Source organism: uncultured Fibrella sp., assembly GCF_964250085.1.
Taxonomy (GTDB): domain Bacteria; phylum Bacteroidota; class Bacteroidia; order Cytophagales; family Spirosomataceae; genus Fibrella.
The window spans coordinates 731,292-745,984 of record NZ_CAXUEC010000003.1 but is presented as its reverse complement, the minus strand read 5'-3'; the positions used below and the strand labels follow the sequence as shown (position 1 = coordinate 745,984).

Sequence of the window (14,693 nt, the reverse complement as noted above, 5' to 3'; positions counted from 1 at the left end):
TAAACTGCGTAATTGATAATCCCGCTGGCCCTGCCAGTGGGATTTTTTATTCTAGCGGCAGGGGATTGTCTCTAGAATAAGCTATGTTAACTTTCCCTACTGTGCCATCGTTATCAAGAATAGCTTGAAGGTAGAATATATACGTTTGTTTGATTGGGGCGGATAATTCACCCCCAGCAGTAAGGTTTACAGTCAGCATTAGGGTGTTGGTGATATTAATTAATTCTCCCGCTCGTATATGAAGTTTTAATGAAAACTCAACTGGGATACCAATAGGAAGAATCAGCTTTAATGAGTCGTCGAATGCTTCCCTTAGTTGATCGCCGCGTGATGCTGGATCTGTAAAAGACCCGAAATCTGTACGAATTATGTAAAATATATTTTTGTCATTTATAGCTTCCGATAAATTGGTGATTGAGCCTTCTAACGCGATAACTATTAAGTCTTCGGCATATGACGGGTTCCATTTTCTCTTTATAAGGTTATAAACTGTCGCTTTTAGATTTGCATGTAAAATAGGACGTTTAAACTGCTTGAAAAGAGCATCGATTACATAATGGGGAGCTGCTTTTGATTGACCGTCCAGCCGGATGAAATAGCGGTCGTCAAATTGGTGAGGCTTCACTTCGCTTTCAGGTACGTCAAACAGATATACGTACTTTCCTTCTTCAATCTCTATTGATCGAAACAGGGCTGGGGATGCAAAAGGGATAATCTTGGTTGACAGCTTGCTGATAAACTCATCTTTCGAGTACCGTTTTTCAACGGGAGAGAGCGGTCCAGCGCATACCTTGTAACCCTTATCCCTTCTGACTTCTATTGGTGCTCCCCATATAAGCAAACCACCGCTCGAATTGAGAAAAGCGCAAATAGCTCGCATTACCCCCTTCTCTTTGAGGCTTATATCGTTTTCCCGCTGGCAAAATGACTTGAATTCTAGCGTTAATGATTCTTCGCGTTCAACAATGAAAAAGTCGATAAGGTCTTGAGCCTCTAATTGATCTATCGTTTTCCCAAGATGAGTTTGAGCGTAGGAAGTAGGCATATGTTTGAGGTAAGTCTGCTCGAAGATAGCATATAGCTATTTCTATTATAGGCTTGTTCGGTAAGTGAGGAGGCTAAACCAAGTAGTGAGGATTACAGCATATATCTAAGTTTACTATTATATTGCCAGTGTACTAAACTCTCAAATTCATCATATGGAGAACCTGCCTATTCATTTAGATCATGATAATTTGAACCGGTTTGGAGAGCTTGCGGCTAAAGCTTTTGGGTCTAAAGGGGTGATTGAAGTCTTCAAAAGTGTTTTAGGAGAACAGGCAACAATGTTGCTTTTTATGAAGAAAGCCAAGCAAGAGGTTGAGAAAGCTCGGCTTTTGAGTGGAGTCGAATTTGAGAAGTATTTGTACACCAAAGCAGTAGATGGTTTCATTCAAACTGAGGAAGGTAAGCATGTGATGAACGCTGTTGGAGGTTCTATCCTGTATCAGCAATTACATAAGATTGGCAATCTTGAGTCAGTGATTGAAACAGCTGCTGAAGAGTTATCTCAACAAAATACACCCATCAATGACGTACCTATTGACAAAGACTGGATGACTCGTTTCTTGTTTGATGCAGAAGAGATATCACAAATTGAGATGCAAAAACTGTGGGGCAGAGTGCTAGCAGGTGAAATAGCTAGACCAAACAGCTTTTCTTTAAGAACATTGTCCGTACTTAAAAATCTATCGAAGAGGGAAGCTGAGCTAGTTAACACAGTCGCTAAGTATCATATAGACAGTGGGTCTTCTTCGTTTTTACGCGGAAGACTGTCCGATTATAGTGCAAACAGTGATATTAAATATGGCCACCTATTATTGCTGAGTGAATTAGGTATAATAACACTTAGGGACTCTGCTCATTTAATCGATTTTATGGAAAGGTCTGGGCCATTTGCTGATTACAGTGTATTATTTTACACGGGTAATAGAATGATCAGCTTTAGTTTGGTGGGCTTAGATGAATCTAATTTAGAGAAATATGAAAAGGTATCTATCCCCGTCATTGCTTTTACAACGGTGGGTCGTGAATTGTTAAGATTGATCGAAACAGAATTGAATATTCAAGAACTTAAACTTCTTCAGAAGGCAGTTATGCAAGCATTTGATGTCTCTACATCAGCTTGCTATGTTTCAGATCAAAACCTATTCGAGTTAGGCGCTGATTTTGATAGTTTGTCTTTTACTCAATTATTCGACGATAAAGAATAGTTTTTGAAAAAGTATACTTAAAATCCTACTGGTAAATTTAATAAGATATTTGTCCTTTATGGCGGTTCGATATCGGGCGAGGTTTGGGTATGTTTTTGAAATACATTAGCCCAGTTCTCAATTTTCTTCAGGGCACGTACGCCAAATTCGGCACCACCAGCAACCTGTTTCGGGAGGTAATCGTCAGTGTGATGGCGGCGGTGGCAGTGGCGCTGACGGTGCAATTACTGCTCCCCACTGCACCATCGCCGATCGCGGAGGTGCGGGATCTGATCAACCCCATCCTGAAAGCACAGCACCGGGCCGACTCGGTATTGGGGCTGCAACGCGAATGGGTTCTCCGGGAGCGGATCGACTCACTCATTTTCGTACTTCATGATCGCGACCTACAAGACTCGTTGCGTGCTACTGCTGGCCTGTCTCCTCTGGATGCCATGCGCCGAATTAATGGCGCAAGCGCCAACACCCGGCTGGAAAAGCGACGGGGCATCGAGTAAACTCCCTGACAGCCTGGCCACCGTACGGGCATTTGTAGCGTCGGCACCAGCGCTGCTCGACAGCCTGACTGCCCTGCACTTCTGCCGGCTGCGGATTCATTCGCTCGAGGCGCAGCTGGTGCGCACAAAAGCTGAGCGTAATGGTATGGTCACAACGTTTTCGGATGCCCACCATGAGGCCACCGTTACGTCGACCCAACTCCTGGAGGCTATGGCTGATCGGGACAGCTATCGGAAAAAGTACCGAGCCGCAAACGCAGAGCGGTGGGCTTTCCGCATTGGCCTGGCAACGTACCTGGGCATACTGATCAGGTTCTAACGGTCGACATTGCCCTGTCCTTTTTGGCGGTGTATTCCGGAGGGAGTTTTGGGGTATGAGTAAGCTGACAATTAACCGTAGGGCCATGTTTGCCGAGATTCACCAGGATATCCGGGAGGGTGGCCAGGTGCATGAATTCGCGATCACCTATGTCAAAAAGGATGGGACGCTGGGCGAAAAACAACGGTGTTCCAAAAGTATCAGCCGGTTGCCGCAGCAGCGGGGATACAGGGGCAATGTCAGTGCCAATCACGTGCTGCTCCTGACCAACCGGGAGAATGACAAACCGTTCGAGGTGCTCATCGATCTGCTGCTGACCTACAACGGTCGCCGTATTAACCACCAACACTAGCTGCTATGGAAATGGATTGGATAAGCCCAAACGTGGCCGTTGTGGCTGGCCGTCGTACCAGGCAAGGAGCAACGCCCAGCGCGGCTATTCTTCAGTTGACAGAGACTCAAGCGGTCCCGCGTCCGGGTCGCGATCATGCCTACGGTACCACGTCTTATTTTGGCGGTGCTGGACAGATGCACGTGCCCTGGGGAAATGCCGACAATCAGCCTAACACGATGGGGGTGCTGATTCAGAAGAATAACCAGATCAGGCCGCTGCTGGAGTCGAACCGGGATATGATCTACGGCACCGGCATTAGTTTCAACAAGCGGGTATATGCTGACGGTGGTGTAAAGCTGGAGCCCTACGTCGACGCCAGGCTAGACGACTGGGCATTCGATACCCGCCTGGCGCACTACGCAGTAGCAGCGATCAACGAACGGCTGACCAACGGTAACCATTTTACCCGCTTCGAATTCAGGCTCGACGGTACGCCGATGCTGGATGTACTCGACTGCTACAGCTCACGCATCAGCCTGAAGAGCACCAGAGCTAATCCTGCCTATTTCTATAATCCATATTTCGGTGATTCAGGCTATTACAAATCGAGGGAGAGCGAACCCATTGCCGGGTTTAATCGGGCCGATCCGACAGCCAACGTGGTTAGCCTGCTTCATTCTAGGGAGCACCTGTCGGGCAATCCACACTACGCGTTCCCCAGCTGGTGGGGCGCTGCGGAATGGATCGAGCTGGCCAACCTGATTCCTGTCTTCCACAAGTCGGGTATCACCAACGGGTACAATATTAAGTACCTGATCAAAATCCCGAAAGACTACTTCGATACAGAAGGAGGGAAGCCAGTACCGGTCGACAAGGTGCGCCAGAAATGGAGCGAGTTTTCCGATAACCTGAGCAACTGGCTGGCCGGTACCAAGAACGTCAACAAGTCGCTTATTCTGAAGTACCTGCGGGGCGAAGATGGCAAGCCACTCGATAGCATCGAGGTGGTGCCGCTCAAAAACGAAATGAGCGACGATGCCTACGCCAAGGTGTGGGAAATGGCCAACGTCTCCATTGCCAACGCGGCCGGAATTCTTCCTACGCTGGCCGGTGTCAATCCGGGCAAGGGCAACGACTCTGGCAGTCAGATTCGGGTGATGGCCGATTTTCAGATGCACTTCCGCACACCGGTGCACCACGTCATTCTGCTGGAGCCGGTGCTGCTGGCGCTCCGGATCATGGGCTATACCGATGTGGTGCCCAGCTTCAACGGGGTGCAGATCACCACGCTCGACACGAACCCGACCGGCGCTCAGGCGGTCACTAATCACAACTAGCCATGCTGACGCAGGATATTTTGAAAGCCCAGCTGGGTACGTTGCAGTCCAGTATGAGCGAAGTAACGGTAAAGCCGTTCATGCAGCATGCCGAGCGGTGGTTCGCCGATGAAGTTGGGACCGATTTGTGGACGTACCTGAAGGCACTACCGCCCACTGATGCAGCGCAGGCTGAGCTGCTACGACTAACCCAAAGTTGCCTGGCCTGGCAATGTTATAGCCTGGCGTTTCCCCATCAGAAGTTTCGGGTGGGTGATCTGGGCATGATGAAGGCCTCGCCACAGAACGCCATTGCGGTTACGAAGTGGGAATATGCCGACAGCCGGGATGCCAATTTGTCGATGCTCGATCTAAGCCTGGAGTATTTCTGGCGTGAACTGGAAATACAGCGCCCAGCTGCCTGGACAGCTTCTTCGGCCTACCAGGAGCGACAGCGCCACCTGATTCGGTCGGCGGCTGAGTTTGGGTCATTGCTCCCGATCGCGGGCCGCAACTACCGATTCTTCCAGAAACTGCTTCCCCACCTGGCCGACGTGGAGAATGACATCATTCGGGTAACACTGACCACTCAGGTGTATAAAGACCTGATGCAAAAGTGGCTGGCTCCGGAGCCAGCCTTCAGCTTTGAAGAGGAAATGCTACTGACTCATTGCCGGAAAGCGCTGGCCTATTTAGGTACGTATGAAGCCTGGCCGTATCTGCCGCTGTCGCTGAATGAAACGGGGATATCGGAACGGCGCGACAAATCCGGGATGCTGGAGGAAGTAGCCGCCGATGGGAACCTCCGTCAGAGCATGCGGCAGCAACTCTACAACGATGGACAGAAGCGACTCGCTCAGGTACGTTCCTTTCTGGATGAAACGGCCACCAGCACACTATTCAGTAGCTATTACCAACAAAACCTTGTGGCAGGAGCAGTGATTCCTGACGACGATTTTACCAATAAACCGCACGTGATCCTATGAACGCACGATCGAATAAACTCCGCGACGTTTCGGTCGCGCCAACCCTGAACGGTAAATCCACAGGTGAAGTAAAACCCCTAAAGATGGTTCAGGTGGGCGATGACCCGGCTGCTCGGTATGAAGCTGAACTGGCCGATATTGAATCGAGAAAAAGAGCGTTGGCGGATGATAACAAGGCCAGAGAAAAGGAGATGGCCGATCTGGTAGAGGCCGAAAGGCAGGCCTTCGCCAAAAAGCAGGAAGCTCGAAAACGGGAGAAGACGGAACTGCGCAACCTGGCTAAACACTACCGGGAGATGGCCGCAGCGAGCGAAGATCGCCAACAGGCCGACGAACTGTTGCGCTGGGCAATGGAGTGCCACGAAGAAGCCCAGCAGATTATCATCGAGGGTGAGGCTGAGCCGGTGGTATTGGCCGCTAGCATTGAGCCAGAGGCCTGGTGGGAGCGCAACCGGAAGCTGATGGCCATTGGGGTAGTAGTACTTACCTGTCTGTTGATCTGGGCAATGAGTGAATATTTCCAGATGTTCCGGGATATGATCATCGAGCAGAATAAAGCACTTCCGCCTGAGCAGCAGATGCAGCCATACGACCGCACGAGCATTCAGAAACTCATTTTTGAGAAGCTGGTGCAGGCCACAGATTTGCCGGTAGCCCTGCTGATGCTGTTCATCGTGATGCCTCCCGTTGCGTTTTACGTCCTACCATTTGCCCGTTCGAAGCCTGACTTTTGGAGTGATTTTAAAACGTTAACACCTGCTGTTAGATGCACTATCGCCACCTGCTTTGTTTTGGGCTTCTTGTTGCTGGCTGTGCTGGCGCACCTGGTCAAGTCGTAAAAAAGAAGCCAGTTGTTGTACCTCCATTCACGCTGGATGAAACGGTGCTGCGGCAGGCCATTTTCGACACGGCCGCAACCTACGTTGGCCGAACAGAACGTACCGACCGCAACGATGCGCCCTGGATCGCTGAGATCAACAAATACAACCACCTGCCTACGCAGGCGATGTATTGCGCATCCGGCTTCTACTACGTCCATTCAAAAAATGGGGTAAAGCTGCCGGTTACCAGCGTTGGTTACGTTCGGGTCTATTTCGCTGATGCAACGAAGATTGTGTATCGCAGGAACCAGCGGGGGAATCAGCGGGTAGGCAAGCCGATTCGGCGCATGGATGCCGTTTCGTTGTATGCCAGCCATATCGAAGGTATCGCCCAGGATCGGTATGATCCCGCTGAAGACGATACGGTGCTGCTGCTGGGATTCAATACCACCGGTGGTAAGGGAACGAAGGGCGGCTGCTACATCAACCGGCGACGAACCAGCGAGATCAACGCCATTGCCAACTGGCTGACACCCTACTTGGTGCAGTTCAAAAAGCCGCCCAATCCGGTATCGCCAGGCTGAGCAAGAAGCCCGCAACGGCGGACCGGTCCTTCGGGGCGGCTTTTTTCATGGCCTACTTCGGCACTGTGAAAGTCGAAAGACCAACTAACCAACCAGTTTTCCAATGAATATTCAAGATGAATTAACCATTCCAGAGCGGCTGGGCGCACCAACGCCGAGGCTGTTCAAAACCGTTCGCGTGATTGGCATTACAGTAGCAGCAGTGGCTGGGGCATTGATCGGGGTGAAGGCACAGGGTATTGCTCTGCCTGCCGGTATCGAATTCTTCGCGCAGAAGGCCTACATCCTGGCTGGGGCGGTAGCGGCGCTGGTTAGCCAACTGACGGTCGATGTGAAAGCGTATCAAAAGGCAAACGCCCTTCGGTAGGATGAGAGCAATTAGAATCCTGATAGGCATCCCATTGGTTATCGTGGCCTGGCTGATCGAATTCGCTGTTTGTCTCTTGTTCTGGCTGCCGATCAGGCTGATCTACGGGAAGAACGCGTTCAAAGCGCTGCGCTCAGAAATGAGCCTGAGCGAGTGGCTAATGGTAGAAACAGACGACTGATGCAGCAAATAGACCTTGATGGCGTTCGGTATAACCTGCCCGAACGTTGGAAGGATGTAGATCTGGAGCGGTTGCCGCGTCTGATCGAACTGATCTTCCTGACGCCTGAATCAGGAAAGATGTACCATGCCCTGATTCAACTGGCGCTGAACATTCGCCCGAAGGTGTGGCGCAAGCTGCACCAGGCCCATTTTTCGGAACGGCTGAGCGAGACGGTTAAACGGAAAAACGCGGAGGTGCTGCATCTGCTGCTACAGCAATTGTCGTGGCTGTTCACGGAGCCAATGGATCAGCAACCGTTCGAGTCGCTTCAGGTTGGTAAAGAGGCCTGGCTGTTACCCGAGCCTGAGTTCGTAACGATGAGTTACGGCGAAATGACCGATCTGTATGTACACCTGAACGGCTTCATTCAGCAACAGCCAGCAGGCGATGAACGACTCGACTACCTGGTAGCCACTGCCTGCCGACCGCGCCGGGCGCAAGGTTACACAACTGATCCGGATTGGAACGGCGACCATCGGGAAGTATACAATGAGTTCATCGTGCGCGATCGGGTAGCGACGGTGTCCGGGCTGGATTTTAGTCTGAAAATGGCGGTACTACTCTACGTGGCCAGCACCTTCAAAGATGTATTGAGCCGGTACGTACTCTTCGACCGCCCCAGCGTTTCAGATGCCACCACAGTTGGTATACCTGACGAAACGGGCGAGGCCTACATTGGACAGGGGTTCATCAGGAACCAGCATCTACTGGCCGAGAAGGGGATTTTTGGAACAATGAAGCAGACTCAGGCAGCGAATGCCCACGAAGTGTTGCTTTTCCTGGAAGAACATCGGGCTGACATGATAGTCCGTCAAAGAGCCGCCGAGGCAGAACGCCAATGACCGCAACGGATAGCATTTATTGGCCCTATTTTCAGGCTTTGGCGCTGGGCATAGAGGGAGTAACGACGGTGCGCCTGAGCGATGGCGACCGCATGGAACGGCTGATCTCAGCTTCGGTGTCGGAGAAGATATACCCGGCAGTCTTTTCTATGCGGCCGAAGTACCGGATTCTGGACACCGGTGCTGAACAGTTTTATGCCGTTTTTGAGATAACGTTCTACGTTTTTTGCCAAAGTGAGGTAAGTAATGAAGCCAGCCAGGATGCCGCCTTTAACCAGGCTGAAACGATAGCACTGGCGGTGCTGCACCAACTGAAACAAGACCACCTGACAACTGCCACTGTAGATTTCGACTACGGCTCGGCAGGCCTGGAGCCTGTGTCAATGATGACCATCGACTCGACACAGGGATACGAAGTAAAGCTGAAACTGACCATGTCGGCACAACCCTTATTTGAACGACTTTAGTCTAGTAGGTCCTTAATTGAGTGCCAATTTTCTTCTTTAAATATTTCTCCCGTTAGTTTTTTGAGTGATTCTTTCTTGAATTCGGAAAACAAGTCTTTAATGAGATCAATGCCGTGTTTTCTGGCTTTGGCCCATAATTTAGCCATCCGGCTTATTGTTTGGTTTTGGGTAAGTGCGGGCAGGTCGGCCTTTAACGACTCGGTTTCATTTATCAGTTGGGCCAGTTCAGCCGCTTTCTCTACGTTTGATTCGTTCGCCTGTCGAATGGCCAGACGAGCGGCAACTTGTGCTAGGTAATCGCCAAAAAGTAACTGGCGCGGCAAGTCAAAAGGAATTTTATCTGCTTTTTCATCTGCCATCCTAAAGAAATCAGTGAACTCTGCCTCGTATGCTTTCTGAATAGGATCATCGTAGATAGTAACTAATTCATCATAGGCTTTTAATAATTCAAACCACTGCTTTAAACGTATGGCCATCTCCTCGACCGTACTTTCTATAGTGTACGTTTTGACTGAAATCTCGCTTTCTGGTTCAAACTTGTACTTAACCATTCCACCAGACGTATTTTGGTGGCTGATTATAAAAAAGAAGTTAGAGTTAGGATCAGCATCTCCAATTATGAATGCATTTTCAGTGTTAGGTGGTTCTACAATAACATACTTACGATATTGCTCGAGCAAAGGCTGTACGTGGTTCCACAAGTGGAGTGATATCCGTTTCTTCATTAGCTTTATACTATTGTAGGTTTTTGGGAAATGCCTGTCAGGTCGCCAAACTTGGGCAGGCATTTTCATAAAACACAATATTAGGTTCTTTTGTAACCATTTTTCAACGTAGTCATGGTGCTTCGTAAAATTCTCTTCTGGCTAGTTTGGATTCCGCTCTCGCCGATCGTTTGGGCCATATGTGGTGGTGGCCGTACATATCATCTTGATTACGTCGAGGACAAGGTGGGGCGGATAAAGCAGGCTGTCTGGGAGAAGTACGTGCTCCGGAAAGCTGAGGAGCGCCAAAGTCTGAATGAGTATAAACGAAGACACCGCTTGTAAAATAAATATTTTATGACTCTTTCTGATTGGCTTGCCGTAGGTGGGATTTCTATTGCTATAGCAACTCCGCTTGTTACTAAGTGGGTTGATTTGCATTTAACTACTAAAGAGGCATATAAAGAATTTATAGAAAAGATAGTTGATATCGGTTCTCTGCTATATATCTGTGGACTGCTGGTGTACTACTTCGTTAGTTACGAATCCGTTACAAAAGGGTTTGTATACAATGTTGGCTTCACCTTTACAGCTCTTTCAATAGTCATTAGCTTTCAAATGAGGAAGGCTATGAGTAAACGGTTGCAAGATGTGTACATGAGTTTAGCAGGTGGCCAACAGGAACTATTTAGCACTCAAATCGAAGTAATGAAACAACAAATTCGAATGACTGAGGAGGCGACTAAGCTAGCAAATGTGACTGGTGAAGGATTCACTCGTACGAATGAATTAATAGCAGATACTGTGGATGTAATAAAAATTATATCCGACAAAGAAGAGCCAAGTTCTCAAGTGTAACGTCCTTTAACCAGTTGATTGTGATCGTCATCTTTACCAAAAACTGATTTGGTATGATCGACGCACTGGCTCAGAACCTTGTATTTCAGCCGCTGGCCTTCTCCCGGAATCGGCTGGAGGTGCTCATTGACCCCGCCGACACGGCCCTGACCGACCGCAGTAACCTGCGGTACGCCCTGACGCTGCTGGTACCGAACTACCCGCAGTCGACCACTTTCGAGGAATTGACTACGCTGAGTGGTCGGGAGCGGCCACCGGTGATCAGCGCCGGTGCCATGCGGTATGATGGCGCACAATTCCGCATTGATGAGTTGCTGGATGGGTTTCTGCAAGTACAGAAGCCGTTTCCCCGTCAGGCTGTGCTGGGCATCGTGCCGAGTCTGACGATGCCTTATTGCCTGCACGAAAGGGTGACTGGAGGAACGCCAGCGGTGAGTACGGATGTGACCCGGCCAAAGATGTGGGTGTTTGCCGGTGGCCTAGATCGAGCGGATTTTGCCGGATGGGGTACCAATTTCTTCAACACGTATCTGGCCGCGAAACGTCAGTTTTTGACGTGGCAACCCGCTGATAAGGTGGTATCGGGCGATGTACTGGCGGAGGAATACTTGTATTTCCTGATCAATTTTACGCCAACCCCGACGCAGATCAGGCTGAAGGCGCAACTAACCTGGCCCGATGGGAGGCAGGAAACCTGTCAGCTGCTGGCGCTCGACAGTCCAGTACTGAACTCGGTAGTGAGTGTGCCGGCCGGCGTGGCGCAACTGGGCCTGGTCGGCGAAGGGATAACAAGTTACCAGCTCTGGCTGAGCAATCAGAATGACGAGCGGCTGAGTGAGGTACGTACCTACCGGATCGATCCGGAGTATCGGCCTGATCAGCGGTGGGTACTGTTTGCCAACTCACTCGGCGGATTTGATACGGTGCGGCTCCTGGGCCAGGGATCGGAGACGATGACCGCCAACTGGGCTATTACGGAACAGGACCAATTCGGTTCCACAGCCATCGACTTCGCATCGATGCGCGTCGTGAATGTAGATGCTGATAATACGCTGACCGTTTCTACCGGCTATTTCGAAGAAAAAGGGTCGTACTGGCTACAGTACCTGACGGAGTTGATGCTGACCAGGGCGGTGTATCAGATCACGGAGAAAGGGCATATACCCCTGTTGTTGACTACAGCCGAGTTGACCAATAAACAGGACAACAGTGACGTAATTGCGCGAACCCTGACCTTTAAACGGGCCAATCAGGAAAACAATTATAGCCAGTTGCCGGTGGCCACATCGGGACCAGTCAGGCCAACAGCCTGGCGTGGTGAGGGAGCCGTGATCCTTTTGCGGCCAGACGGAAAGCGGAGCGGAGCCGGTCGGCCGCTGAAGCTTCAGAAATATTATGTCGATGATAGCAGCCTGTTTAAGCCTGTGACCGAAAAGCCCAACCTGCCAGGCGATCCTGATTATATACCAGAAATCATGATTCCGGGTATTGCGGCGGGTAGCACACCATATCCAAGTACCGCCATTATTCGGGAGGGTACGTTTTTCAGGGATAACTGCCCAACGGGCCAGACGGGTCAGAATGCCGCTATCTCGATTGCGGCCGGTGCGTTTGGGGGCGAAAACCCAGGCGACGCTGATGTGTTGGCGGAGGCTGAGTTTACCAGGCTTAACAACCAGGTATACGCCAACATATATGGTGGCTGTAGCCTGAACCCGTATGATTATCCGGCCACTGTTGGCGCGGGGAACTGGCGTTTTCGAACGAATGCACCAGGGCGGATCGTGCTGCGAAATGATACGGCTGGTTTAGGTAACGCCTGGTTTGCGGTAAACGGTGCGAACCTGTTCCCACTAACGGCCAACGACCGGGACGTACCGGTAACCAGTTCGCCAGGCGACTGGACGATTGGCATAACTACGGCGGGGAGTGGTGGCGTATCGACGGTGAAAACGTACCGAAACGGGGTGCTGGTGGCTTCGCGGAGACTGGCCTGGAATGCTGGCCCGTTCCGGCTGCTGGATGCGGGAGTGGCCGTAGTGGCGGCGGGTGATCGAATCTTTATTGAAGAAATTCTAGACTAATGAGCGTAGACATTCGCATCGATGGGCGGTCGGTTGATCTGGCTGCCGGAGCAACACTTGGGCTGAAGCTGACCAACCCGCATTTTGATTTTGAGCGCGTTGTCAGCAACACGGCCACGATGCCGGGTTTTCCGCTGACGCGCACCAACCAGCAGATCTTCGGATACTGGGAACAGCCGCAGGCCATTGGCGCAGCTGGGGGGATACTATCGCGCAGGAGGCTTGAACACTACTATAACGGCCAACTGATCCGGGAGGCTCAGTTTCTGCTTACCGAAGCGGGGCCAGGCGGGTATGCCGGGCAGATGGTGGAACCGTTGGGCGAGTTCTTCGGCGACTGGCAAAACAAGCTACTGACTGAACTTGATTTCGGCACCCTGCCAGTACCTGCGGTGATACCCGCAGCAGGCATAAACCTGGAAGGGCAACTGGCAGTCGTCTTTCCAACGATCATCAACCCGGATTTTTACGGCACCCAGGGGGCTGGTGCGGGGTATGGGGGTCGAATGAACCCTTATTCGGGTGGGGTGTATCAGATGAACGGCGGTGCCGCGTCCGGGCCACTGGTGCCGATGGTGATGCTGAAGTGGTTGCTCAGAAAACTGGCTCTGGCCACCAACACCACCATCGACGGTGACTTTCTGGACCACCCGGCTTATTCGCAACTGTTGCTCTACAACACCAGGGCGCTCGACGGAGCCGCGACGATCACGATTAACCGCCATCTGCCGGTGATGACACCCGTCGAGTTGATTCTGGAGATCAGGAAGCTGTTTTGCCTGCAACTGGATTTTGACCTGGTGAACGGTCGGTTATCCATGAATTTCTTCCAGGATGCCATTGCCGAAGGGGCAGTACTGGACTGGAGCAGTAAGCTGGCCGGGCGTATGGTGAAGACGCCAGAGCCGAATAAACGTCTAAAGCTTGGCTATGATTTGGACGGAGGTGATGCCCTGATGAAGGACAAGCCAAGCTTGCTGGCCGACTACGAAACGGCCGGTACCAGTACGTTTGCCACGATCAAGAGCCAGTTCTCGACTTTACTGACAGATAATGCAACGTACCCAGACGTGGGACCGCTGGCCACAACATCGCAGCCGGGAATTACGGTGCAGTTTGGGCAGTTGAGCAACACTTTTACGCCGAGGCTTCTATTCTGGAACCCAGTTGATGGGCTACCGAAGGCGCATAATGCGCTGGCCGGGTTTGGACTTTACTGGAACGGATTGGCCGGATTGTATACCAACCACTGGCGCGAACTGGAAGCGATGCGCCAGGCGCAATTCTGGGCGAAGGCGAGTTTGAATCTGACGGAAACCGATCTGGCTGGCTTGAAATGGCACAGGAAAGTGCATATCAATGGAGTGAACTACTTTGTGGTGACCGTAGAGGTAACCTTACCCATCAGGAAGGCCGCGACGGTTCTATTGGTTGCAGCGTAGTTGGCTCGTCACCGGGTTTAATCTGTGTATAGTAGTACCAATCGCCTAGTCGGCTAAGCAAACCAGGGGTGATATCGGCGGGGTTCTGAAAAATCTGAACGACCTCAATGAGCATTGGTAGATCACGGACCAAGGTGACGTAGGTAGGCTGATGTTCGTTCAAGTACGCTTCAATAGCCGCTTCATCTGGAAACGACAACGCCCGCGCTACAAAAGCGGGGCGTTGGGTATGCACAATAAATGGGGAAGACACTTTAGCAGCTTCATTTTGGGTAATCAGGAAGCGAGGTAACTTCTTCATCAGGTCGGTCGGCAAACCGCACGAAGTGAACCCTTTCACCGTCAGCGATAGGGTATTGAATAACCCACATCACCAACACTGAATTGTCCACGTCGGGCGCGAAGTAATATGGCACCATCAAATGCTCTCGGATGTAAGCCGGAACGTTCCGACCCATCCAACGACTGCCCTTTGCTCTAATTCGGGCAAAGTGTTTTAGGCCGACAGTCTGGCCGTTGGCGAATAATTGATCCATGAGATAGCCGGATGTTTAGCCTGCTGGCAGTGCAGGGGTTTGGACCTATGTACGCTGTGAA

At 51.0% G+C, this 14,693-nt stretch carries 19 protein-coding genes; 15 read left to right on the top strand and 4 right to left on the bottom strand.

The genetic code is table 11. The features are described from left to right. Positions 1–46: 46 nt before the first annotated feature. Complete coding sequence (locus ACFE8Q_RS12680; protein ID WP_375445763.1) at positions 47–1,045, bottom strand: helix-turn-helix domain-containing protein; 999 nt, start codon at positions 1,043–1,045, stop codon at positions 47–49. 154 nt (positions 1,046–1,199) lie between these two features. Here ACFE8Q_RS12680 and ACFE8Q_RS12675 point away from each other — a divergent pair, with 154 nt between their 5' ends. From ACFE8Q_RS12675 to ACFE8Q_RS12620, 12 genes are all read left to right on the top strand, one after another. Next, complete coding sequence (locus ACFE8Q_RS12675) at positions 1,200–2,252, top strand: DUF2806 domain-containing protein (protein WP_375445762.1); 1,053 nt, start codon at positions 1,200–1,202, stop codon at positions 2,250–2,252. Positions 2,253–2,341: 89 nt separating this feature from the next. Further along, positions 2,342–2,749, top strand: coding sequence for a hypothetical protein (locus tag ACFE8Q_RS12670; protein WP_375445761.1), 408 nt, complete (start codon positions 2,342–2,344; stop codon positions 2,747–2,749). After that, a complete protein-coding gene (locus ACFE8Q_RS12665; RefSeq protein WP_375445760.1) occupies positions 2,700–3,068 on the top strand; it encodes a hypothetical protein in 369 nt (122 codons plus the stop codon). The genes ACFE8Q_RS12670 and ACFE8Q_RS12665 overlap by 50 nt, the downstream gene beginning before the upstream one ends. A gap of 85 nt (positions 3,069–3,153) precedes the next feature. Continuing rightward, positions 3,154–3,420, top strand: a complete 267-nt coding sequence (locus ACFE8Q_RS12660; RefSeq protein WP_375445759.1) for a hypothetical protein — start codon at positions 3,154–3,156, stop codon at positions 3,418–3,420. Positions 3,421–3,425: 5 nt separating this feature from the next. After that, a complete protein-coding gene (locus tag ACFE8Q_RS12655) occupies positions 3,426–4,739 on the top strand; it encodes a hypothetical protein (protein WP_375445758.1) in 1,314 nt (437 codons plus the stop codon). Positions 4,740–4,741: 2 nt separating this feature from the next. Next, entirely contained in the window at positions 4,742–5,704 is a 963-nt protein-coding gene (locus ACFE8Q_RS12650; RefSeq protein WP_375445757.1) for a DUF6712 family protein, read from the top strand. Beyond that, a complete protein-coding gene (locus ACFE8Q_RS12645; RefSeq protein ID WP_375445756.1) occupies positions 5,701–6,543 on the top strand; it encodes a hypothetical protein in 843 nt (280 codons plus the stop codon). The genes ACFE8Q_RS12650 and ACFE8Q_RS12645 overlap by 4 nt, the downstream gene beginning before the upstream one ends. Next, positions 6,471–7,109, top strand: coding sequence for a hypothetical protein (locus ACFE8Q_RS12640; protein WP_375445755.1), 639 nt, complete (start codon positions 6,471–6,473; stop codon positions 7,107–7,109). The genes ACFE8Q_RS12645 and ACFE8Q_RS12640 overlap by 73 nt, the downstream gene beginning before the upstream one ends. Before the next feature lie 103 nt (positions 7,110–7,212). Next, the gene (locus tag ACFE8Q_RS12635; protein WP_375445754.1) at positions 7,213–7,476 is read left to right on the top strand and encodes a hypothetical protein; all 264 of its coding nucleotides are present in this window, start codon (positions 7,213–7,215) and stop codon (positions 7,474–7,476) included. Position 7,477: 1 nt separating this feature from the next. After that, on the top strand, positions 7,478–7,657 hold the full coding sequence (locus ACFE8Q_RS12630) for a hypothetical protein (RefSeq protein WP_375445753.1): 180 nt from the start codon (positions 7,478–7,480) through the stop codon (positions 7,655–7,657). Next, the gene (locus tag ACFE8Q_RS12625; RefSeq protein WP_375445752.1) at positions 7,657–8,541 is read left to right on the top strand and encodes a hypothetical protein; all 885 of its coding nucleotides are present in this window, start codon (positions 7,657–7,659) and stop codon (positions 8,539–8,541) included. Before ACFE8Q_RS12630 ends, ACFE8Q_RS12625 begins: the two co-directional genes overlap by 1 nt. Further along, entirely contained in the window at positions 8,538–9,008 is a 471-nt protein-coding gene (locus tag ACFE8Q_RS12620; protein ID WP_375445751.1) for a hypothetical protein, read from the top strand. Before ACFE8Q_RS12625 ends, ACFE8Q_RS12620 begins: the two co-directional genes overlap by 4 nt. Here ACFE8Q_RS12620 and ACFE8Q_RS12615 read toward each other — a convergent pair. Then, positions 9,005–9,802 (bottom strand): hypothetical protein, encoded by a 798-nt coding sequence (locus ACFE8Q_RS12615; RefSeq protein WP_375445750.1) that lies wholly within the window; start codon positions 9,800–9,802, stop codon positions 9,005–9,007. The two genes, ACFE8Q_RS12620 and ACFE8Q_RS12615, sit on opposite strands and share 4 nt — an antisense overlap. 267 nt (positions 9,803–10,069) lie before the next feature. Between ACFE8Q_RS12615 and ACFE8Q_RS12610 the strand changes: the two genes are divergently transcribed. From ACFE8Q_RS12610 to ACFE8Q_RS12600, 3 genes are read left to right on the top strand one after another with little or no spacing between them, the layout of a single operon-like run. After that, positions 10,070–10,570 (top strand): hypothetical protein, encoded by a 501-nt coding sequence (locus tag ACFE8Q_RS12610; protein ID WP_375445749.1) that lies wholly within the window; start codon positions 10,070–10,072, stop codon positions 10,568–10,570. A 53-nt stretch (positions 10,571–10,623) separates the two neighbouring features. Next, positions 10,624–12,654, top strand: coding sequence for a DUF5977 domain-containing protein (locus ACFE8Q_RS12605; protein ID WP_375445748.1), 2,031 nt, complete (start codon positions 10,624–10,626; stop codon positions 12,652–12,654). Continuing rightward, positions 12,654–14,096 carry a hypothetical protein gene (locus ACFE8Q_RS12600; protein ID WP_375445747.1) on the top strand — a complete coding sequence of 481 codons (1,443 nt, stop codon included), beginning with the start codon at positions 12,654–12,656 and terminating at the stop codon, positions 14,094–14,096. Before ACFE8Q_RS12605 ends, ACFE8Q_RS12600 begins: the two co-directional genes overlap by 1 nt. Here the strand turns inward: ACFE8Q_RS12600 and ACFE8Q_RS12595 are convergent. Both ACFE8Q_RS12595 and ACFE8Q_RS12590 read right to left on the bottom strand, forming a co-directional pair. Further along, positions 14,059–14,397, bottom strand: coding sequence for a hypothetical protein (locus ACFE8Q_RS12595; protein ID WP_375445746.1), 339 nt, complete (start codon positions 14,395–14,397; stop codon positions 14,059–14,061). The two genes, ACFE8Q_RS12600 and ACFE8Q_RS12595, sit on opposite strands and share 38 nt — an antisense overlap. After that, positions 14,360–14,632, bottom strand: a complete 273-nt coding sequence (locus tag ACFE8Q_RS12590) for a hypothetical protein (RefSeq protein ID WP_375445745.1) — start codon at positions 14,630–14,632, stop codon at positions 14,360–14,362. Before ACFE8Q_RS12590 ends, ACFE8Q_RS12595 begins: the two co-directional genes overlap by 38 nt. Positions 14,633–14,693: the final 61 nt, after the last annotated feature.